Below are 20,040 nucleotides of genomic sequence, written 5' to 3' on the forward strand. Positions count from 1 at the left end.
TGACCAGATCGCAGGTGACGACGCCCGCCTGGTGCGGACACCTTCTGATCGCTGAACGCGGCGCCGTGTGCAGCGGATTCACGGCGCCAGCTCCCTTCGTCAGATCTGGCTCAGGTCGGCCCGCACGTAGCTGCAGCCGTCCTCGTAGATGCTTATCTGCGCGTTCTCGTCGCCGCCTGCGACGGTGTCCAGTTCGTCATCGGAGAGCTGGTCGGCCTGGTCGAGCTGCTCGGGCTGGAACGCCATGAGTCTTCCGTTTCGTCAAATGTGGTGCGTCCGCCCGCTGCGAACACCTTCCCTCTCAGAACGTGGCGGGCACCGCGGCGGGTTCATGCCCCCTGGACCTCCCTGCCAGCGCCGCCAACGCGGGCGGGTTGGATCCGCATTGACGGCGACCAGGGAGGCCCGCGGGACGGCGGACGCGGCCTGATCCCGCGGGTCACGGACTTGCGCCCCTGGCACTCGCCGGGGCTATTCCTGTTGCCTACGGGCCAGGCGCTGGAAGAGACCGTTCTCGTCGGCGAGGAGTTCGGCCGGTGAACCGTTCTGGACGATACGGCCCTGGTCGAGGACGACGATGCGGTCGGCGTCCTGGACCGTCGAGAGGCGGTGCGCGACGACCACGCGGGTGGCCTGCAGGGTGCGGGTGCTCTCGGTGACGGTCCGCTGGGTCTCGTTGTCCAGGGCGCTCGTAGCCTCGTCGAAGAAAAGGATCTTCGGGCGGCGGACCAACGCCTGGGCGATCATCAGCCGCTGCCGCTGCCCGCCTGAGAGCGAACTGCCGCCGTCACTGAGCACGGTGTGAAGGCCCATAGGCATCGCCTCGATGTCATCGGCCAGTCCCGCCATCTCGACGGCCGACCGCACCGCGTCCATGGAGTGCTGCTGAGCGCCGCGGATGTTGTCGAGGACCGAGCCGCGCAGCGGGCGTGCGTGCTGCAGGACGACGCCGCACTGGCGCCGTACCGCGGCCGTGTCGAGCCCCGCCAGGTCCTGGTCGTCGTAGCGCACGGAGCCGGTGGTGGGCCGGTCGAAGCCGATGAGGAGGCGAAGGAGTGAGGACTTGCCGCTGCCGCTGGGGCCGACGATCGCGACGAACTCCCCGGGCTCGATCTGAAGCGACACGTTCTGCAGTACGGGCGGGCCGTCCTTGCCGTAGCTGAAGAAGACGTCGCACACCTCGATCTTTCCCGTCAGTTCGCCGGGAGGCCGGGGCGCCTCGGCGCCCTCGGGGACTTCACCGGGCTCCTCCAGGATCGGCCTGAGCCGTTCGAAGAGCGGCACGACGGAGCCGAGCGAGGCGACGGCGCCGACCAGCTGACCGGTGGCGGAAAGCTGTGCGGAGAAAGCCACCACGAAGCTGAGGAACTGGCTCACGGACAGGGTTCCGGGTCCGGAGGCGGCGACCAGCCCATACAGCGCCAGGGTGCTCAGCGGAATGTATGCGGAGGTGAAGACGGTCACCGCGTACTGCAGGCGCAGTACGCGGCGGTTCAGCTCCTGGCTGCGGGCGAAGTGCCTGGCCCACTCGCCGTAGGCGAAGTTCTCGGCGGCCGCCACTCGCAGCTTGGGCAGCCCCTGCAGGGTCTGGAAGACCTTGTCGGTGAGCTTGTCCTCCAGCTGTGCCAGCTTCCGCTGCCACTTCAGCTGCCGCAGGGCCAGGGTGCCGAAGACCACCGTGTTGACCAGGACTAGGCCGACGGAGAGTAGGGTGAGTGAGGCGCTGTAGGTCAGCTGGAGAACGAAGTTGGCGAGCGTCAGAAGAAGTGTCTGGGTGACGGTGGTGGTGACGCCGGACACGGACTGCCGGATGCGGCTGATCCCCAGGGCGGTTCCGGCGAGTTCGCCTGTGGACCACCGGGTGAAGAAGCTGGCGGGGGCCCGCAACAGACGGTCCCAGACCCCCGCCTGGACGGAGGCTTCGAAGCGTCCCTCGGTGCGGAGCATGGAGAGGTTCTTGACCACGCTGAGGGCCATGGAGACCAGTGCGGCGAGGGCCACCGCGAGGCAGGCCTGCGCGATCTGTCCGCGGTCTCCATTCGGAACGTAGGTGCCGAGGATCTGTCCGGTCACCACGGGCACGATCAGCCCCAGGGTCACCGTGACCGTGCCGGCGGCGATCACCCTGAGCAGGTCGGGAGTGCTTCCGCGCAGGCCGAACTTCAACAGGCTGAAGAGGGTTGTGGTGTCAGAGGTGAGGGGCCGGTAGAACATCAGCGCGGTCGGCTCGATCCGCGCGGCGGCCTCCTTCGTGACGCGACGGGTGCGGCCCGTCGTGGGGTCGGTCACCTGGTAGCCGCCACGGTGCGGGAGCAGGGCCACCGGGGTGCCGGTCGCGGCGGTCCTGCCGAGCAACGGGCCCGAGTCGCCGCGCCACCACGGTCCCTTGAGCTCGACGCGCCGGATGCGGACGTGCGACGCGATCGCGATGCGTTCGACCGGGTCCAGGCGGTCGTCGGTACTGCTCGGCGGGGGCGTGAGGGTGATGCCCATGGCCTTAGCCACCGCGGACGCGGCAGCGAAGGTGGCGTCATCGGTGCGCTCCTGGGTATGACGGCGGGGCCCGTCTTCGGGCGTGGTGTCCGGCTTCCCCGTCGTTCCGGCTGTGGGCTGCAACTGGGACCGCAGCGCCCGTATGGCACCCGAGAGCGCCCGGGCTGCGGCGTCGCGGCCGGCCAGGAGCCTCTCCTCGTCGTGGCGCCGCTGCCGGTCCAACAGGTACCGCACCTGCCGCTCACAGTCGGCGACCTGCGCCCACAGCGAGCCGTCCGCGAGCAGATCGGCGGTGCGGACGACGCCGAGCACCGCCTCCGACGTCGCATGCAGCGCATCTCCCGCGGCCAGCGGGACCACCTCGCCCGCGCCGGCCTGGCCCAGCATGCTGCTGACCGTTCCGCCGCCGACGCCCACCCACAGCAGGCCGCTCTCGCAGACGCCCTCCTGGCCCGCAGGCAGTGTCACGGAGCCCGGTGCCAGCGTGACGCGATCGTCATCGGCGTCCCCGTCGTTCAAAGAGGCCGTGTTCAGGCAGCCGAGCATCCCCTGCAATCCGGATTCGACGCCCCGGGCCAAGGCTCGGTGCTGCTTGGGCAGGGCACCGGCATCGGCCTGCTCGTTGCGATATGGGACCAGTTCGGCCCGCAGCTGATCGAAGTCCAGCCGGTGCAGCGAGGCGCCGGGGGCCGGGCGGGCGACCAGGATGTGGTCAGGCCCCGGAGAGCAGCTGGGCAGGACGCTGCCGGGGCCGAGCCGGGCCATGAAGCGCCAGCGGCCACTGCCGTGGCCGGCTACTCCGTACAGATCCGCGTGTCCCCCGGTGACCAGCCACAGCGGTCCTGGACCGAGGAGGGCGACCACGTCTCCGTCGGCAGCCTCGCCGGCGTAGGGCGCGAGCACGTCGATGCCGACACGCAGCATCTGAGTCTGCGACATCTGTGCCAGGGACATCTGGGTCTGGGACATCGGTGTCTCTGTCATGGTGGACGCCTCCCGGTCAGTGGTCCCGTACGAGGTCGGCGTAGGCACCGTCGGCGGCGATGAGTTGGTCATGGGTGCCCCGCTCGGCGATCTGTCCCTTTTCCATGACGATGATCTCCGTGCTGTCACGGACCGTGCTCAGCCGGTGCGCTATGACCAGGCAGGCGCAGCCGCGGCGGCGCGTGTTGTCGGCGATCTTCCGTTCGGTCTCGGGGTCAAGGGCGCTGGTGGCCTCGTCGAGCACGAGCACGCTGGGGTCGCGCACCAGGGCGCGTGCGATCTCCAGGCGCTGGCGTTGCCCACCGGAGAAGTTGCGGCCCGCTTCCTCGACCCGGGCATCGTGGATGCCGCCGCGGGCCGCGACGACCTCGTACGCCTCGGCGTCTCGCAGCGCGGCGATCACGGCCTCGTCCGGGACGGTGGGATCCCACAGGGCGACGTTGTCCCGCACGCTGCCCTCGAAGAGGAATATGTCCTGGTCGACGAAGGCCACGGAGGCGGCGAGCACGCTGCGCGGCACCTCCTCGCGGCTGTGCCCGTCGAGCCGGATCGCGCCGCCCCAGGGCGTGTAGAGACCCGAGACCAGCTTCGAGACGGTGGACTTGCCGCTTCCCGATCCGCCGACCAGGGCCACCTGCTGCCCGGGGCCGACCGTGAGCGAGAAGCCCTTCAACAGCGGTGCGCCCAGCGGGCCGTAGCCGAACGTGACGTCGTCGAGTTCGAGGTGGCCGACAAGTCGGTGGATCCGTTCCGGTTCGGGGTGGGTGAACGCCTCGTCCGCCTTGAACTGCTCGACGTCGCGCAGCCTGGCCAGATCGGCCGCGAAGTCCTGGACCCGGCCCGCGACACCGCTCAGTTCACCGACCGGCCGGGTGAAGCCGGCCATCAGGGCCTGGAAGGCGACCAGTATGCCGATGGACACGTGGCCGTCGACCGCCCGAACACCGCCGATGTACAGCACGAGCGCGCTGTTGAGCGCGGCGAGCAAAGGTGCCACGGTGGCGAGCACGGAGGCGGGTACGCCCACCCGCTGCTGGGTGTCGAGGAGTGCCGCGTGGTGTCCGGCCCACCGGCTGAAGTGGGAGTTTTCGCCGCCGGTCGCCTTGAGGGTCTCGACTTGCTGCAGTGCGTCGAAAGACGCCGCGTAGAACTTGGAGCGGTCGGAGCGGAGTTTGGCCACCAGGCTCTCGCGGACGCCGGCGGACACCCTGAGGGCACCGATGTTCAGCAGGGCCATGCCGATGCCGACGACCGTGAGCTGGGGATCGTAGGACCACATCAGGAATGCGTAGACGACGACCACGACCGCGTTCACGGCCGTGGTGACGAAGTCGCGGGCGACGATCTGGGCGATCGAACTGTTCGTTCCGAGGCGTCGGGTGAGTTCGGCGGGGCTGCGCTGTGCGAAGAAGCTGACCGGGAGTCTGAGGAGGTGGCGGAAGAACCTGGCCTGGCTGAGCGTCGCGGTGACGATCTGGATGCGGCTCAGATGGCTCTGCTGCAGCGCGGTCAGCCCCGCGCCGATGAGGATGATCGCGGTCATCGCGGCGAACAGCGGCGGCAGGACGGACGTGTCGCCGCGCAGCAGGGCGCCGTCGATGAACGCCTGGGTGAAGGTCGGCATGACCAGACCGACGAGGACGAGCAGCAGGCTGGCGACGGCGGCGAGGGCCAAGGGCGAGCCCGTTCCGCGCAGCCGCGTAAGGAGTCCGGACAGCGGGCGGGGCTTGCGTCCGCCGGGCTGAAAGTCGGGTCCGGGCTCGAAGGTGAGAACGACACCGGTGAACGCAGCGTCGAACTCTTCGAGGGTGACCGTGCGCCGGCCGCTCGCCGGGTCGTCGAGGAAGACGACCTGGCGGCCGAACCGGCGCCCGGTGCCCTCGTACACCACGAAGTGGTTGAACTGCCAGAACACGATGGCCGGCCCCTGGATCCGGGCCAGCGCGTCGGGTTCGGCACGGAATCCCTTGGCGACGAGGCCGTAACTCCGCGCTGCCTTGGCCAGGTTGGAGGCCTTCGCGCCGTCCCGGGACACCCCGCAGGCCAGGCGTAGCTCCCCCAGCGGTACGTACCGCTTGTGGTACGAAAGGATCATGGCCAGGCACGCGGCACCGCACTCGACCGCCTCCATTTGGAGGGTGGGTGTCGTCCGCACCGGCTTCACGGCCGCGGGGGCGTTTGTCGCGGGGGACTGGCTCGCGGTGGCCATCAGTTGCTCCTGAACCAGTCGACGGGGTGCAGGCCGGCCAGGTGGACCGAGCCGGTGACAAGCGACCGCGAAGGAATCCTGAAGGGCGGTTTGGCGCCGTTGGACCACACGAGTCCGGTGCGGCCACGGCTCTTGGCGGGGGTCAGCTTCACCAGGACCTGTACCGGCTGCGTGGTCTGGGTGAAGCGTTCGGCGAGGTCCTCGTCGGCGAGGAAGGCGGCGACCTGGGCGCGGCTCTCCGGCGCCTTGCCGATGGACGCGACCGTGCCGCGCACATGGCCGTACTTGGGCGGAGCGGCGTTTGCCACGGTCAGGTCGACCTGCTGTCCTACGGCGATCCCGTCGATGTCGCCGGGGGGCAGATAGAGCGCCGCCACCAGTGGCTCGTCGGCAGCGGACACGGGCTCGGCGATGGCGAGGGACGTGTCCGTCGTGACGACCTGCCCGTTGCGGACGGCCACCGATGTGATCACTCCCGAAGCGGCCGCCCGGACGTCGACCAGGTCCTGATCCGGCGTCACCACTTGGGCCACGACGTCTCCGGCGCTGACGGTCCTGCCCACCACCAGGTTGTCACCGGTCGAGACGAGCTGCCCGGCCGTGGTACTCGTCAGCGCGAACGAGCCGTGGGCATGGGTCAAGATACCGGGGCCCATGACGGTGCGGGAGAGGGTGCCCGCGAACGCCCAGCCGCCGCCGGCGAGTAGGGTCACCGCCAGCGCGCCCAGAGCGATCCAGCCCCCCGAGCGGGCGTACCGGACCGGCACGTCGAGTTCTTCCGGCTGCTCGAGCCGGGCCAGTGCGTTGCGGCGGTACTGCATCGTGCCCCCTCCTCCTGCTGCTGTTGTGTGGTGTGGCCCGTGGCACCGAAGATCGCCGCGCACATCCGGGACTGCGCGGCGCGGTGCGAACGCGGTTCAGAGAGTTCCGGGAGGGCGCGGCCGTGCATCGGGCCCGCACCATCAGGTATTCGCTCAGCAGCCATCCCCGGGCGCGCTGCGCGGCGGCGACGGCCGGTGTCCTGCGGCCGCCGTGTCCGGTTTCGCGCCCGGGGCCGGCAGCTTCAGATCGAAGGCACGGGCGGTTCGGCGGGCCGCCTCCCGGGAGGCGGTGTCGGCCGTGCCCCGCAGCATCAGGCCAAGTGGCTCACTTTCCTGACGTGGCAGCCGGCTGAGCAGTTCGCCCACGTTCTCCCAGATGTCGGCGGGCAGCGTTCGGCCCGCCGCGCCGACCACAAGCACGGGCAGCCGGTGGTCCGCCGCCCGGAAACGGACGTTTCTGTCCTTGGCCGTCCCCTCTTTGGGCACCTGGCGCAGCCACAACCCGCAGGGAACAGCTTCGAGTTCCCAGCCCGGAAAGGCCTCGAACACCGCCGGGCCGACACAGGTCGCCCCCGGGAACGGGCGGCGCCAGCCGACCGGGACGACCCGGCGCCGCTCGCGCGACGCGGTGAGTTTCGTCAGATACGGCTCCCAGGCGGGGTTGCCGTCCGCGTCGAGATACACCGCGGCGAACCCGCCCTGCAGGCCCAGCGAACGGAAGGCGGCGAACCGGCCGTCCGAGCCGGCCGGCATCGGCAGGCCGAGGGAGACCAGGACCTCCTCCCCGAGGTGGGCCGTCAGACGCGCCGTCATGTCGTACAACGGCGCCGGCGCGGCCCAGGGAGCGCTGAGCACCACCTGGGCTCTCTCTCCGGCGAGCGGCCCGACGATCTCGGCCAGTCGGTCGCGGTGGACGGTGGGCGCCTGAGACGACCCGACGACCACGGTCATGGTGTTCGCCCCAGCCCCGGCGTCACCGACCACTCCGGGCGGCCGATCCGACGGTGAGGTGGTGATCCAGTAGCCGCCCGCGATCTCCGTCACGACAGGACGTTCCTGGCTCAGGGCCTGCGGCTCCGGCCAGGTGTCCCCGAGCCGCGTGGACGGCTGCGCGGGGGCGCACCGCCACCAAGAAGCCTTGGTCTTCAGCGTTCCGTCGGGCAGCAGGGCGATCGCACCGTCCGGTGCGACGACCGTCAACCCTAGTACGTCGGCGAGCAGTTCGGCGGGTCGCGGCCCATCACTACCTGCGGCCGCGAGTCCGGGGGCGGCGAGGACCAGCTCGGTGACATCCCGTTCCTTCGCGATCCGGGCGATCTCGCTGAGTTCCCCGCGCAGGACGGCCGCGGCGTCCCCTGCAGGGGTGAGCACCACGAGCGTACGGGTGTCGACGGGCAGGGCGGCCAAGGACTCCGCGAACGGCCCTCGGATCGCTTCGCCGGGCGCGATGACGAGGTGAGGACCCACCGGACGCAACGGCGATGCGTCTGCCGTACGAGTGCTCATCGGCGTTTCCTGGACCCCCGGCTGGCATGGCTGGTGCTTACGGAGCGATGCAGCTCCTCTCACAGGAACGTGCACCGTGCCGATGCCGGTTCACCGCGTGCGCGCGCTGTGAACCCCACGCGAGTCCGGATACGTGGAGGGAGTGAAGAACGCCTCGCACACGTATGCGTGTGCCGGTCTGTGAAGGAGTCAGCAGTGGGCAAGGAGCAGTCCGGCGACGGACGCGCGCCCAATCCGCAGGAGGACCCGGGGTACACGGTACCGATCGTGCTGTGGGGCCTGGAGGAATCTGCCGCCACCGAGCCCGCGTACTCGCAAGCGGGCGGCAAGAAGCGGAAGAAGCTGCAGCAGACCGACGCACAGCACCCGGCGTTCCAGGTATCTACGGAGACGACTGCTTCGATTGATCTCTGGGCGGACGAGACCGCCGGGAATACCGAAGGTGCCAGGCCCCGCCGCGTCTCCAAGCCAGTGCTCGTGGCCGCGGTGGCCGCGGGCCTGATGCTCGTCGCCCTGGCTGCGGCGATCCCGCAGCTGTCCTCGGACGGACCTGCCCGGTCCGCGAAGGCGCAGCCGGTGAAGCTGGATCCGTGGCCGGAGTCGGGGCCCGAGCCCGCGCCCGACGGCTCGGGGTATCACGGCATCGCGGGTCCCGGATGCCGCAGCGAGGGCGCCGCGTTCAAGGAGAACGGCTTCTACGAGGGCGGCGACAGCGGCTGGCTGCGTGGCACCGAGGGCGGCTACACGAGCGACGCGTGCGACGGGCAGTACGACTCTGTGCCGATGTCCGGGAAGACTGGCAAGGACGACAAGAGCTCCGTGGTGTGGACGTTCTCCGCCGACTCGCTGAACGGCGTGTCCTGCAAGGTGTCCGTCCACATCCCGGAGTACTGGGACGCGAAACGGGTCGGGGGGAAGCCCACGTTCTACAGCGTGCACTCGGGCAGCGGCGCCGACAGCACCGTCTTGGGGACGTTCGAGATCAACCAGGTCGACAACGTGGGCAAGTGGGAGACCACCGAGAAGTTCACACCCCACGGCGGTTCAGTCTCCGTCGTGATGCACACCAGAGGCCAGGACGGAGCCGGCGAACACCATGCCGCCGACGCCGTCAAGCTGGTCTGCGGCGCAGCATGAGGTGCGTCTCTCAGAAACTGTGTCACACCCTCTTTCAGCAGGTCATGGCATCTAGAATCGTGGTGTCCCTCTGATTGCCGTTCGGTTTGGCGTCGATGGACGGACAACCGAATGGCAGCAAAGGACTCGATATGCCTCCTGCGAAGGGGACGGCTGCTGTTGGAGCTGGCGGTTCGTCCTGGCCATGAGCGGTCCCGTAACTACCGAGGGTCGACCGTGGAGAATGCCGCTGGGAGGCCTGTCGTGATCTCCTTCACTGCCAGGGCCCGTGGTGGTCACTGTGACTGTGGTGGAAACCAAGCTGGCCGACCTCGCCCGTCGGCATCTGCCCCGATGAGGTGGCAGAGCACTACACCCGGCTGCTGCGGCCGGCTCTGGGACTCGGACAGGAGGCGCAAGGACCCGTCGTGGGGCAGGTGGGCGGGCTGCCGTCGCTGCCGACCGGTATGGAATGGCCAATAGGGGTCGCCGAGTACGACAAGGAGCCGTTGGCATTCGTCGCCTCGATCGATCTGGGGCTGCTCCCGCGGTGTGTGCTGGACATTCCCCTGCCCGAATCGGGGACGCTGCTGTTCTTCTACGCCGACGGACAGGCCAGCAACACAGAGGGCTGGGAAGAAGAGCCGCCCTACGGCCCCGCGGGGTGCTCTACGTGCCCGCGGGAACGGTGACATCGCAGCAGGCCTGCCCAGAGGGGATCGGGCCCTACCGGTAGGTGGTACTGCGAGCGGAGGCGATCGGCACCGATCCCGAACACGGTCACCCGGTGTGGGGCAGGCTCCCGAATATCTGGTCGAGGCACAGGGTGCTCTCGGAGTATCCAGAGTTTTCACGGACACGGTGGGAGGAAAGGCTGCGGTTCCGCTTCCGGTTGGGGGGTTACGGATTCTCGTTTCACCAGGCGCCGGAGGTGGACTTCGACAGGCTTGCTCCCCAACCGGACGCCCCGGTGGCCGACGCGGGGGCCTTGCTGGCCCAGTTCTACAGAGGCAGCCTGGTCCACGAGTGGGGCGATGTCGGTGACGGGCTGCTGAACTGGTTCATCCGACCCAGCAGGCTGGCCGCAGGCGACCTGCGGGCGACCGGCTTCGTGTGGGGGAATGGGTGAGCCCAGGCATGCCTCCAGCCGTCTGAGCTGCTCTGGCTTTCGTGGAGTCCCTGGGAAGCGGTGTCACATTCTCTTTCCGCGGGTCACGCTTGTTGAATGGTGGCTGACCCGTTTCTGTCGGGTCTGTTCGTGCCCGCGTGCGGTGGCCGCATGGGTGGGCGCAGGGTGCTGCGGCTGGTCGCGGACGAGCCGGGCCGCGGTTGTGCTGTGGGTGGGTGAGCAGTTGATGCCGGGTATGAAGGCGACGGCGGTGCTCTGCTCGTCTGCGTGCCGCGCGCGGCATGCGCCCCGGATGCGACGCGCACAACCCGATCCGCTCGGCCTGGCGCACGCCCGGTGAGGCACGGTTGCTGCCGCCCGCGGACGCGATGGCGGTGACACCGGCCACCTTCAACACGGTCGACAAGTGGGCAGCCGGCGTCTCCGGCACCTTCGCCTTGGGCATCCTGTGCGAGGCGTATGGCATGGGCATTCCGACTGCTGTCCTGCCGTAAGTGAACTCGGCTCGGGCTGCCCACCCCGCGTACCGCCGCAGCCTGGAGTATCTGCGCGAGATGGACGTTCTGATCGGCTTGTACGAACTTCACCAACCCAAGGCCTGCGGTTGCGCGGATCGATACCGGTGGGAGGAGACACTGGAGCTCCTCGCCCCTGTGGTGTCCGTAGCGAGGTGATTGGCGTTGTTGTCCCTTGGGTACAGGTCGGCCAGCCGGTACGTCGTCGACCGGGCGCACGTACCGGCTGTGGAGCTCCTACAGGTCGCGGATGCGCCGACGGGCGAGCTCGGTGGCCGCGTTGTGGGTGGATGTGTTGTTCCTTTCGGCGAGTTCGAAGACTTCGGTGAGGGTGTCGCCGATGCGGGCGCAATCCGCAAGAACGCGGGCGCGGTCGTAGCCGTCGAGAAGAGCCGCGTTGTTGATCAGACCACCGCCGTTGGCGATGAAGTCAGGGGCGTAGAGGATGCCGGAATCGCGCAGGAGGTCGGCGACCCCGGGGGCGGAGAGCTGGTTGTTGGCCGCGCCGGCGACGACCTTGGCCTTGAGCCGCGGCACGTTCGTCGAGGTCAGAACATCGCCCAGGGCGCAGGGGGCGAATATGTCCGCGGGCTGGGTCGCGATGTCGTCGCTGGCGACCTCGCGGGCGTCGTACTCCTTGACGGCGCGACGTACCGCGTCGGGGCGGATATCTGCGACGAGCAGGTGCGCTCCCGCGTCGGCGAGCATCCGGCACAGGAAGGAGCCGACCTTGCCGAGGCCCTGGACGGCGACCGTGCGGCCCGCCAGGTCGGGGGTGCCCCAGACGCGCTGTGCTCCGGAACGGATGGCGGCCAGGACACCGGCTGCGGCGGGTTCGTCGGAGTCGACGCCTTCGCCGCCCAGGACGTGGTGGGTGGACTCGCGCATGACCGCGACGTCGTCGATGGCGATGCCGACGTCCTCGCCGGTGACGAACCGGCCGCCGAGCGTGTCGACCGCATTGCCCATGGCCCGCAGGAGCGCGGCGGTCTTGTCACTTCCCGGGTCGCCGAAGATGACGGCCTTGCCGCCGCCGAAGGGCAGACCGGCCAGAGCGGACTTGTAGGTCATGGCCTGCGAGAGGCGCAGGGCGTCGGCAATGCCGTCCATCTCGGTGGCGTAATGCCACATTCGGGTACCGCCCATGGCGTTGCGGGGGCCTGTGCGGTGCACAGCGATCACGGCGCGCAGTCCGGAGCGGTGGTCGCGGGCGAACAGGACGCGCTCGTGGTCGTCGTATGCCGGGTGGTCGAACAGGGGCACAGTGACTCCTGGGTTCGGCGAGGTCGGAGGGGCGCGCACACCGTAGGCCTGCGGAAGCGGCGGGGAACCGGTCCAAGTCGGAGTCGATGCACCGGACCGTCGGTCCGTCCGCGGCTTGGTGCGGTCTTTCGGGTCTGCCTTGGTCCGGGCGCCTCAAGGGTGGCGCTGCCTAGCGTCGTGCAACCACCCCATCCCTGCGCCTGCCCGGCGTTCACAGGAGTCGTCCCATGCCTCAAGCAGCACCCGACCGTCAGCCCCTGCTCGGCTACCACCACCTGCGCTACCACGTCGGCAACGCCAAGCAGGCCGCCCACTACTACCGCACCGCCTTCGGCTTCACGCCGATCGCCTACTCCGGCCCGGAGACCGGCAACCGCGAGAGCGCCTCATGGGTCCTCGCCCAGGGGGATGTCCGCATCGTGCTCACCGCCGGGCTGCTTCCGGGGCACCAGGTCACCGACGAGCAGCACCAGCACGGCGACGGCGTGAGCGACATATCGTTCGCCGTGCCCGATGTCGAGGCCGCGTTCGCGCACGCCCTGGCCGGCGGGGCCAAGCCAGTGGCCGAGCCGCACGAGATCAGCGACGAGCACGGCACGGCTCGGCTGGCGACCATCGCTTCCTACGGCGACACCGTGCACACCTTCGTCGACGCCGCCGACTACACCGGGCCGTTCCTGCCAGGTTTCCGCGCGGTCGGTGACACCGGCAAGCTCGGCGGGCTCAAGCCCCTGTGGACCGTCCCCCCGGGCCAGAGCATCGGCATCACCGGCATCGACCACATCGTGTGCAACGTGCCCCTGCACGAGATGGACGTGTGGACCGAGTTCTACCAGCGCGTACTCGGCCTGATCCAGCTGGTCCACTACGACGACGAGACCGTCGGCACCCAGTACACCTCGATGATGAGCAAGGTCGTCTGGGACGGCACCGGCAAGATCAAGCTCAACGTCAACGAGCCCGCCCAGGGCAAGTCGCTCTCCCAGATCCAGGAGTACCTGAACTACTACGGCACCTCCGGGGTCCAGCACATCGCATTCGCCACCGACGACATCACCACGACCGTGGCACACATGCGCGAGCGCGGCGTACGGTTCATGCGCGTGCCGGGGAACTACTACGACGAGGTCTGCTCCCGTATCGACGTCGACGAACTCGGACTGGACCTGGAACAGCTCGCGGACCTGGCTGTCCTGCTCGACCAGGACGAGGACGGCTACCTGCTCCAGCTGTTCACCGAGCCCGCGCAGGACCGGCCCACCCTCTTCTACGAGATCATCGAGCGGCACGGCACCCGCGGCTTCGGCCTGAACAACTTCAAGGCGCTCTTCGAGGCCATCGAGCGCGAGCAGGCGGCCCGCGGGAACCTGTAATCCAACGGTACGGGCCGACTCCGGCCATTCCGCGGGGCAGCACGAAGGGCCGGTTCACGAAAGGGCTTTAATGTCCCTTATGGCCTTCGATCAGACCGCGCGGGGATCCGAGCTGCTGCTGGCCATGGACCCCACCAGCAGCACTCCCCTGCACACTCAGCTGGAGCGCACCCTGCGGGAGGCGATCCGTAGCGGCCGGTTCACGGACGGTACCCGGCTTCCCGCGTCCCGGGTCCTGGCCACCGAGCTCGGCTGCTCGCGCTGGGTGGTCGTGGAGGCTTACCAGCAGCTCACCGCCGAAGGCTTCCTGCGGACGCGGGCCGGCGGCGGCACGGTGGTGATCGCGCCGCAGGCCGAACGTGGCAGCGTCTCGTCGGCCGCCTCCGCACCGGCGCCTGTGCCCCTCTTGGTCGACTTCGAGCCGGGCCTGCCTGACCTTGCCGCCTTCCCGCGCAGTACCTGGCTGCGTGCCATCCAGCACACGGTGCGCAACCTCCCGCCGCACCACCTCGACTACGGGGCCGATGCCGGGGTGCCGCAACTGCGGCGTGTCCTGGCCGAGCACCTGGCCCGCACCCGGGGGGTACGGGCGGACACCGACGGCGTGATTGTGAGCGCGGGCGTCAGCCATGGCCTCGCCTTGCTGTGCGAAGTCCTGCGCGATCAAGGCCACTGCCAGGTGGCCGTCGAGGACCCGGGCTGGCCGCGGCTGAGCCTGGCGGTGCGGCGCGTCGGTCTGGAGCCGGTCCAGGTGCCCGTCGACGACGAGGGGCTAATCGTCGACGTACTGCGCGGCACCACAGCGCGCGCCGTGCTTGTCTCGCCCGCGCACCAGTTTCCGGCCGGCGTGGTGCTCTCCCCGGCCCGGCGTGCTGCCCTGCTGGAGTGGGCGACCGCATGCGACGGCGTGATCCTTGAGGACGACTACGACGCCGAGTACCGGTACGACCGCAAACCAGTGGCCGCGCTCCAGCCGCAGGCGCCCGAGCGCGTCGCCTATCTGGGCACGGTCAGCAAGACCCTGGGGCCTGGGGTGCGGCTCGGCTGGCTGGTACCCCCGCCCGCTTTGCGCTCCAGCGTGCTCCACCTGCGGGAGTGCGGCGATCCCGTCCCCGCAACCGTCGACCAGCTGGCCCTTGCCCACCTCATCGAGTCCGGCGCCCTGGACCGGCATCTTCGCCGGACCCGCGTCGACTATCTTGCACGCCTGACCGCACTGCGTACGGCCCTGGCCGAACATCTGCCCGCCGCCCACATCCAGGGCGTCGACGCCGGCCTCCACCTCACCGTCCACCTGCCCGAAGGCACCGACGAAACCGCGCTGATCCGGGAAGCCCGCCAACACGGCGTGCAGATCACCGGTCTGCACGAGTACAGCAGCGGACGACCTCTGCGACCGGGCCTGGTCATCGGCTACGGCAAGGCCCGCACACGGCAGATCGCGCCGGGCATCGCCGCGCTCGCACAGGCGTACGAGGCCGTGTGCCGCACACGGCCTTGATCTCCCCGAGGACGGACCGGCTCACCGCCGTTGTGGTCCGGTCTTCGAGTCCTCGATCGTCCGGCCTCACGAGCCTCTACGGACAGCGATGGCAACCCCTCCGATCGTCGGCGTTGCTGACAGCGACGTCTCTGTCGCTTACTCCCAGCCCCGTCACCCCGGTCACAGCCCGGAAGCGGCCGACCCACCTGCGCTCGCGCTCCGGCTTGCCGGTCACATGCCCCGCGTCCTGCCGCACGGCCGAGCCCCCGCAGGCATACCAGGCCGGATGCCTTGTACGGCGCTGACAGCGCCGCGATGGTCCGGTTCACCGGTCGGTGATTGGTCCGGGCCGCCGGAACCTGTGGTGCCTAGCCTCACACCGGCACGGCATCCCCGGGCTTCTCATCCCCCGAACGACTTCTGGAGACCGTCATGGCATCCACGCCGCAGGCCATCAGTGCACCCGAACTCGCCGCTGCACCGGCCGCCCGCTTCTACTACAACCACGGCGTCCTTCACGGCCGGCAGCTGTGGATCTCCGGCCAGGTATCCATGGACGCCACCGGCGCAGTCGTCGGAGCCGGTGACATCACCCGCCAGGCCGAGCAGGTCTTCGACAATCTCGCTGCCGTACTGCGTGCCGCGGGGGGCGACCTGTCCCAGGTAGTGTCCACCACCACCTATGTCACCGACCGCGCCCTGCTGCTCCCGGTCAACGAGGTCCGCGGCCGCTACTTGACCGCCGACCCGGCTCCCACCAGCACGCTGCTGGTCGTGGCGGGCCTGGCCCGGCCGGACTTCCTGCTGGAGATCAGCGCGGTCGCCGTCCTGCCCGAATAGGCCCCCCACGAACCGCCCCCCCGCCGTGCCCCGGCCCACCTCCGATAAGGACACCACCCATGCCCAAGACCTTCGCCTCCTCGGGCGACCTGGCCGAGAAGAAGCAGACCCTGGAAGTCCTCGCTGATGGCGTCTACGCCCTGACCGCCGAAGGCGACCCGAACGTCGGCGCCATCGAGGGCGAGGACTTCGTCGTCTGCTTCGAAGCCCTGGCGACCCCGGTGGCTGCCCGGGAGTGGCTGGCACGCCTGCGCGAGCACACGAACAAACCGGTCAAGTACCTTGTCCTGTCCCACTACCACGCCGTGCGTGTCCTGGGTGCGAGCGCCTTCGACGCTCAGGTGATCATCGCTCATCACCGCACCCGTGAGCTGATCGCCGAACGCGGCCGACAGGACTGGGAATCCGAGTACGGACGCATGCCGCGACTGTTCAAGGAGCCCGCCTCCATCCCCGGATTGACCTGGCCGACCCAGACCTTCCGCGACCGGGTCACCATCGACCTCGGCGGTGACCGTGGCGACCTGGTCCTGGAGCATGTCGGCCGCGGTCACACCGAGGGCGACATCGTCGCCTGGCTGCCGAAACACAAGATCCTGTTCGCCGGCGACCTCGTCGAGTCCCAGGCCGCGCTCTACACCGGCGACGCCTTCCACCGCGAGTGGTCCACCGACACCCTGGACTGCGTCGCCGACTACGGCGCCGAGCTCCTCGTCGGCGGCCGGGGCCAGGTGGCTCGCGGACACGACGAGGTCCAGGCTGCCATCGCCCAGACCCGGCACTTCCTCCAGGTGATGCTGAACGAGGTCAGTGCCGTCCAGCAGAGCGGCGGCACCCTGAAGGAAGCCTTTCACGCCACCCACGCCGCGCTCGTCGACCGCTACGGCGGTTGGCCCATCTTCGAGCACTGCCTGCCGTTCGACGTCTCCCGGGTCTGGGACGAACTTACCGGCACCGAGCGCCCGGTGATCTGGACAGCCGAACGCGACCGCGAGGTATGGGCCGCCCTCCAGAACTGACCGACGCGGACCAACCAGGAAAGCACCCATGACGTACTACCGGCAGGTGGGCGATATCCCGCCCAAGCGGCACACCCAGCACCGCCGCCCCGACGGCGGGCTGTACTACGAGGAGCTGATGGGCGAGGAGGGCTTCTCCTCCGACTCCTCGCTGCTCTACCACCAGCACATTCCCTCCGCAATCGTGGACGCCACACCGTGGTCCCTGCCCGAACTGGCCACGCTGGCCAACCACCCCCTTAAGCCCCGGCACTTGAAGCTGCACGCGCTCTTCCCGGACCAGAGGTGCGAGGACCACGACGTGGTGACAGGCCGTCGGCTCGTGCTGGGCAACGCGGACGTGCGCCTGTCCTACGTTGCTGCGGGAGCACCATCGCCGCTGTACCGCAATGCGATCGGCGACGAGTGTCTGTACGTCGAGGCCGGTGCGGGCACCGTGGAGACGGTGTTCGGGACACTGCAGGCGCGGCAGGGCGACTACGTCATCCTGCCCCGCGGCACCACGCACCGCTGGATACCGGCGGGGAACCAGCCCCTGCGGGTGTACTGCATCGAGGCGAACTCCCACATCACTCCGGTCCGCCGGTACCTGTCACGCTTCGGACAGTTGCTGGAGCACGCCCCGTACTGCGAACGCGACCTGCACGGACCGTCGCAGCCTCTCCTCATTGAGGCGACCGACGTGGAGGTGCTGGTCAAGCACCGCGCGGGCAACGCGATCGCGGGTACCCGCATGATCTACGCCGACCACCCCTTCGACGTGGTCGGCTGGGACGGCTGCCTGTACCCGTACACCTTCAGCATCCACGACTTCGAGCCGATCACCGGACGGATCCACCAGCCACCGCCCGCACATCAGGTCTTCGAAGGACACAACTTCGTGGTATGCAACTTCGTGCCCCGCAAGGTGGACTATCACCCACTGGCCGTCCCGGTCCCCTACTACCACTCCAACGTCGACTCCGACGAGATCATGTTCTACTGCGGGGGCGACTACGAGGCCCGCAAGGGCTCCGGCATCGGCCCCGGATCCATCTCCGTCCACCCGGGCGGGCACGCGCACGGGCCGCAGCCGGGCGCCAACGAGCGCAGCATCGGAGCGGACTTCTTCGACGAGCTCGCGGTCATGGTCGACACCTTCCGCCCACTCGAACTCGGCGAGGGAGCACTGGTCTGCGAGGACCATGCGTACACCTGGACCTGGGCAGGACGGGGGCCACGGACATGACCGAGCTGCCCGCGATCGTGCGGCACCTGTGTGACGACGCAGCGGTGTTCCCGCCCGGACTGCTCCCTCTCCCCGCAGCCATCGCCGCCCACCGCGGCCATCAACGGTCCGCCTACGCCGAGTTGGTCGGATCGTTCGTTCTCGCCGCGAAGACGCTTGAAGGACCGGGCGAGCTGTTGCGCGCCGGTACGTCGAAGAGCCATCGACTGCCTCTGGCCGCCACCGTGCCAGGGCCCACACACATCGGCCCGGCACTGGCCGCTGCCGAGAACCTGCCGGTCAGCCTCCGCGCACTGGAGGTCTCGATCCCCGAGGACATGGCGGCCCGCGAACTGGTTTCCACGCTGGATGCGACGTGCGCAGAAAGTCAGGAAGTCAACGTGTTCGTCGAGGTTCCCCGAGACGAACGCCGTCCCGCCGTTCTCGCCGCCCTGTCCGGCACCCGGTATCGCGCGAAGTTCCGCACCGGCGGGGTGAAGGCCGAGCTCTACCCCGACGAAACGGAACTGGCCGCGGCCGTGGTCGCCGCGGTCACGGCGCACGTTCCGTTCAAAGCGACCGCCGGGCTGCACCACGCCGTCCGCAACACCGATCCGCGCACCGGGTTCGAGCAGCATGGCTTCCTCAACCTGCTGCTGGCCACGGACGCCGCCGTGCGTGGCGGGCGTCGGGACGATCTGGCGGCATTGCTCGCACAGCGTGACCCCGCCGTCGTTGCCGGCCGTGTTGCCGAGCTGGACGAGAAGCGGGCCGTCGCCGCCCGCTCGATGTTCGTTTCCTTCGGCACCTGCAGCATCATCGAGCCGCTCACTGAACTGATCGACGTGGGCCTGATACCTTCCTCACTGACCAGCAGCATCGGAGAACCCGCATGACCGCCGTGGACGTTCCCGAAGGCTCACCTTTTGGGCTGGACAATCTGCCTTACGGGGTCTTCTCCACACCTCGCAGCGCGCCCCGCATCGGCGTGCGGGTCGGAGAATGCGTAGTTGACCTCACCCGACTGCTCGGCGACGACGTCTTCGCCACCCCGTCACTCAACGCGCTGATGGCGCAGGGACACACACAATGGGTGGAGGTGCGCGAACAGCTGACCGAACTCCTGTGCCAGGACGTGCCAGACGAGGCAGTCTTCCCCGTGGACGAAGTCGCCCTGCATCTGCCGTTCGAGGTCGGCGACTACGTCGACTTCTATGCCTCGGAGCATCACGCCACAAACCTCGGCCGGCTCTTCCGCCCCGACTCCGCTCCCCTGATGCCCAACTGGAAGCACCTTCCTGTCGGCTACCACGGCCGAGCAGGGACCGTCGTGGTCTCCGGAACCGACATCGTCCGCCCCAGCGGACAGCGCAAGGCGGCCAGCGGCCAGGCCCCCACGTTCGGGCCCAGCCGCCGGCTCGACATCGAGGCCGAACTCGGCTTCGTCGTCGGCACCGGATCCCCACTGGGCCGCCCGCTCTCGACCGAGGACTTCGCCACCCACGTATTCGGCGTCGTCCTGGTCAACGATTGGTCGGCACGCGATATCCAAGCGTGGGAGTACGTTCCGCTCGGGCCATTCCTGGGCAAGAGCTTCGCGACCTCCATCTCGCCGTGGGTGGTCCCCCTTCTCGCTCTGCAGGCCGCGCGCGTGCCCACCCCGCCACAGGACCCGCTGCCGCTGCCGTACCTCCGGGAAGACCAGCCCTGGGGCCTGGACATCGACCTGACCGTTGAATGGAACGGGCAGGTGGTCTCGCATCCGCCCTATAGGGAAATGTACTGGTCGCCTGCACAGATGCTGGCACACATGACCGCAGGCGGCGCATCCACCCGCACCGGTGACCTCTACGCCTCGGGCACCATATCCGGACCGCAAAAAAACCAGCGCGGCGCGTTCATCGAACTCACCTGGGACGGTAAGGAGCCGATTCAGGTCAAAGGTGAGGAACGCACCTACCTCCAGGACGGGGACGAGGTCTCCATCACAGCAACTGCTCCGGGCGTGTTCGGCGGGCGCGTCGGCTTGGGCGAAGTACGCAGCCGCATCCTGCCCGCACACGCGAAGGGTCGCTGAACGGC

Annotated in this window: 16 protein-coding genes and 1 pseudogene; 11 read left to right on the forward strand and 6 right to left on the reverse strand. The window is 69.1% G+C overall.

Features of this window, described 5'->3' with window-relative positions; translation table 11 throughout:
• Positions 1 to 99: 99 nt before the first annotated feature.
• The 5 genes from FB157_RS47375 to FB157_RS20595 form a co-directional block, all read right to left on the reverse strand.
• Positions 100 to 246 (reverse strand): hypothetical protein, encoded by a 147-nt coding sequence (locus tag FB157_RS47375; RefSeq protein ID WP_186581603.1) that lies wholly within the window; start codon positions 244 to 246, stop codon positions 100 to 102.
• A 225-nt stretch (positions 247 to 471) separates the two neighbouring features.
• Positions 472 to 3,477 carry an NHLP bacteriocin export ABC transporter permease/ATPase subunit gene (locus FB157_RS20580; protein ID WP_186581604.1) on the reverse strand — a complete coding sequence of 1,002 codons (3,006 nt, stop codon included), beginning with the start codon at positions 3,475 to 3,477 and terminating at the stop codon, positions 472 to 474.
• A 16-nt stretch (positions 3,478 to 3,493) separates the two neighbouring features.
• Positions 3,494 to 5,686 (reverse strand): NHLP family bacteriocin export ABC transporter peptidase/permease/ATPase subunit, encoded by a 2,193-nt coding sequence (locus FB157_RS20585; RefSeq protein WP_145881812.1) that lies wholly within the window; start codon positions 5,684 to 5,686, stop codon positions 3,494 to 3,496.
• Positions 5,686 to 6,507, reverse strand: a complete 822-nt coding sequence (locus FB157_RS20590) for an HlyD family efflux transporter periplasmic adaptor subunit (protein WP_145881814.1) — start codon at positions 6,505 to 6,507, stop codon at positions 5,686 to 5,688. The genes FB157_RS20585 and FB157_RS20590 overlap by 1 nt, the downstream gene beginning before the upstream one ends.
• Before the next feature lie 153 nt (positions 6,508 to 6,660).
• A complete protein-coding gene (locus FB157_RS20595; RefSeq protein WP_145881815.1) occupies positions 6,661 to 8,013 on the reverse strand; it encodes a hypothetical protein in 1,353 nt (450 codons plus the stop codon).
• A 195-nt stretch (positions 8,014 to 8,208) separates the two neighbouring features.
• Here FB157_RS20595 and FB157_RS20600 point away from each other — a divergent pair, with 195 nt between their 5' ends.
• The 4 genes and pseudogenes from FB157_RS20600 to FB157_RS20615 form a co-directional block, all read left to right on the forward strand.
• Positions 8,209 to 9,150 carry a hypothetical protein gene (locus tag FB157_RS20600; RefSeq protein WP_145881817.1) on the forward strand — a complete coding sequence of 314 codons (942 nt, stop codon included), beginning with the start codon at positions 8,209 to 8,211 and terminating at the stop codon, positions 9,148 to 9,150.
• Between the two features lie 338 nt (positions 9,151 to 9,488).
• The gene (locus FB157_RS20605) at positions 9,489 to 9,821 is read left to right on the forward strand and encodes a DUF1963 domain-containing protein (RefSeq protein ID WP_145881819.1); all 333 of its coding nucleotides are present in this window, start codon (positions 9,489 to 9,491) and stop codon (positions 9,819 to 9,821) included.
• 239 nt (positions 9,822 to 10,060) lie between these two features.
• Positions 10,061 to 10,258 carry a hypothetical protein gene (locus FB157_RS20610; protein WP_145881821.1) on the forward strand — a complete coding sequence of 66 codons (198 nt, stop codon included), beginning with the start codon at positions 10,061 to 10,063 and terminating at the stop codon, positions 10,256 to 10,258.
• Between the two features lie 308 nt (positions 10,259 to 10,566).
• Positions 10,567 to 10,932, forward strand: a pseudogene (locus FB157_RS20615) (flavoprotein); the annotation flags it as partial.
• A gap of 78 nt (positions 10,933 to 11,010) precedes the next feature.
• Here the strand turns inward: FB157_RS20615 and FB157_RS20620 are convergent.
• Entirely contained in the window at positions 11,011 to 12,036 is a 1,026-nt protein-coding gene (locus FB157_RS20620) for an amino acid dehydrogenase (protein ID WP_186581605.1), read from the reverse strand.
• A gap of 227 nt (positions 12,037 to 12,263) precedes the next feature.
• Here FB157_RS20620 and hppD point away from each other — a divergent pair, with 227 nt between their 5' ends.
• The 7 genes from hppD to fahA all read left to right on the forward strand — a co-directional run bounded on the left by hppD (position 12,264) and on the right by fahA (position 20,035).
• Positions 12,264 to 13,409 carry a 4-hydroxyphenylpyruvate dioxygenase gene (gene hppD, locus FB157_RS20625; RefSeq protein ID WP_145881824.1) on the forward strand — a complete coding sequence of 382 codons (1,146 nt, stop codon included), beginning with the start codon at positions 12,264 to 12,266 and terminating at the stop codon, positions 13,407 to 13,409.
• A 79-nt stretch (positions 13,410 to 13,488) separates the two neighbouring features.
• On the forward strand, positions 13,489 to 14,910 hold the full coding sequence (locus FB157_RS20630; protein ID WP_186581606.1) for a PLP-dependent aminotransferase family protein: 1,422 nt from the start codon (positions 13,489 to 13,491) through the stop codon (positions 14,908 to 14,910).
• Between the two features lie 414 nt (positions 14,911 to 15,324).
• Complete coding sequence (locus FB157_RS20635) at positions 15,325 to 15,732, forward strand: RidA family protein (protein ID WP_145881827.1); 408 nt, start codon at positions 15,325 to 15,327, stop codon at positions 15,730 to 15,732.
• A gap of 59 nt (positions 15,733 to 15,791) precedes the next feature.
• Entirely contained in the window at positions 15,792 to 16,751 is a 960-nt protein-coding gene (locus tag FB157_RS20640; protein ID WP_145881829.1) for an MBL fold metallo-hydrolase, read from the forward strand.
• 28 nt (positions 16,752 to 16,779) lie between these two features.
• A complete protein-coding gene (locus FB157_RS20645) occupies positions 16,780 to 17,979 on the forward strand; it encodes a homogentisate 1,2-dioxygenase (RefSeq protein WP_145881830.1) in 1,200 nt (399 codons plus the stop codon).
• The gene (locus FB157_RS20650; protein WP_145881831.1) at positions 17,976 to 18,854 is read left to right on the forward strand and encodes a hypothetical protein; all 879 of its coding nucleotides are present in this window, start codon (positions 17,976 to 17,978) and stop codon (positions 18,852 to 18,854) included. The genes FB157_RS20645 and FB157_RS20650 overlap by 4 nt, the downstream gene beginning before the upstream one ends.
• The gene (gene fahA, locus FB157_RS20655) at positions 18,851 to 20,035 is read left to right on the forward strand and encodes a fumarylacetoacetase (RefSeq protein WP_145881832.1); all 1,185 of its coding nucleotides are present in this window, start codon (positions 18,851 to 18,853) and stop codon (positions 20,033 to 20,035) included. The genes FB157_RS20650 and fahA overlap by 4 nt, the downstream gene beginning before the upstream one ends.
• Positions 20,036 to 20,040: the final 5 nt, after the last annotated feature.

This window comes from Streptomyces sp. BK340, assembly GCF_007827595.1.
GTDB lineage: Bacteria > Actinomycetota > Actinomycetes > Streptomycetales > Streptomycetaceae > Streptomyces.

Excerpts from the sequence above, each read along its gene's own strand:
- FB157_RS20585 (WP_145881812.1), bottom strand. The coding sequence starts at position 5,686 with ATGGCCACCGCGAGCCAGTCCCCCGCGACAAACGCCCCCGCGGCCGTG.
- fahA (WP_145881832.1), top strand. The coding sequence starts at position 18,851 with ATGACCGCCGTGGACGTTCCCGAAGGCTCACCTTTTGGGCTGGACAAT.
- hppD (WP_145881824.1), top strand. The coding sequence starts at position 12,264 with ATGCCTCAAGCAGCACCCGACCGTCAGCCCCTGCTCGGCTACCACCAC.
- FB157_RS20645 (WP_145881830.1), top strand. The coding sequence starts at position 16,780 with ATGACGTACTACCGGCAGGTGGGCGATATCCCGCCCAAGCGGCACACC.
- FB157_RS20580 (WP_186581604.1), bottom strand. The coding sequence starts at position 3,477 with ATGACAGAGACACCGATGTCCCAGACCCAGATGTCCCTGGCACAGATG.
- FB157_RS47375 (WP_186581603.1), bottom strand. The coding sequence starts at position 246 with ATGGCGTTCCAGCCCGAGCAGCTCGACCAGGCCGACCAGCTCTCCGAT.
- FB157_RS20635 (WP_145881827.1), top strand. The coding sequence starts at position 15,325 with ATGGCATCCACGCCGCAGGCCATCAGTGCACCCGAACTCGCCGCTGCA.
- FB157_RS20630 (WP_186581606.1), top strand. The coding sequence starts at position 13,489 with ATGGCCTTCGATCAGACCGCGCGGGGATCCGAGCTGCTGCTGGCCATG.
- FB157_RS20590 (WP_145881814.1), bottom strand. The coding sequence starts at position 6,507 with ATGCAGTACCGCCGCAACGCACTGGCCCGGCTCGAGCAGCCGGAAGAA.
- FB157_RS20640 (WP_145881829.1), top strand. The coding sequence starts at position 15,792 with ATGCCCAAGACCTTCGCCTCCTCGGGCGACCTGGCCGAGAAGAAGCAG.
- FB157_RS20595 (WP_145881815.1), bottom strand. The coding sequence starts at position 8,013 with ATGAGCACTCGTACGGCAGACGCATCGCCGTTGCGTCCGGTGGGTCCT.
- FB157_RS20650 (WP_145881831.1), top strand. The coding sequence starts at position 17,976 with ATGACCGAGCTGCCCGCGATCGTGCGGCACCTGTGTGACGACGCAGCG.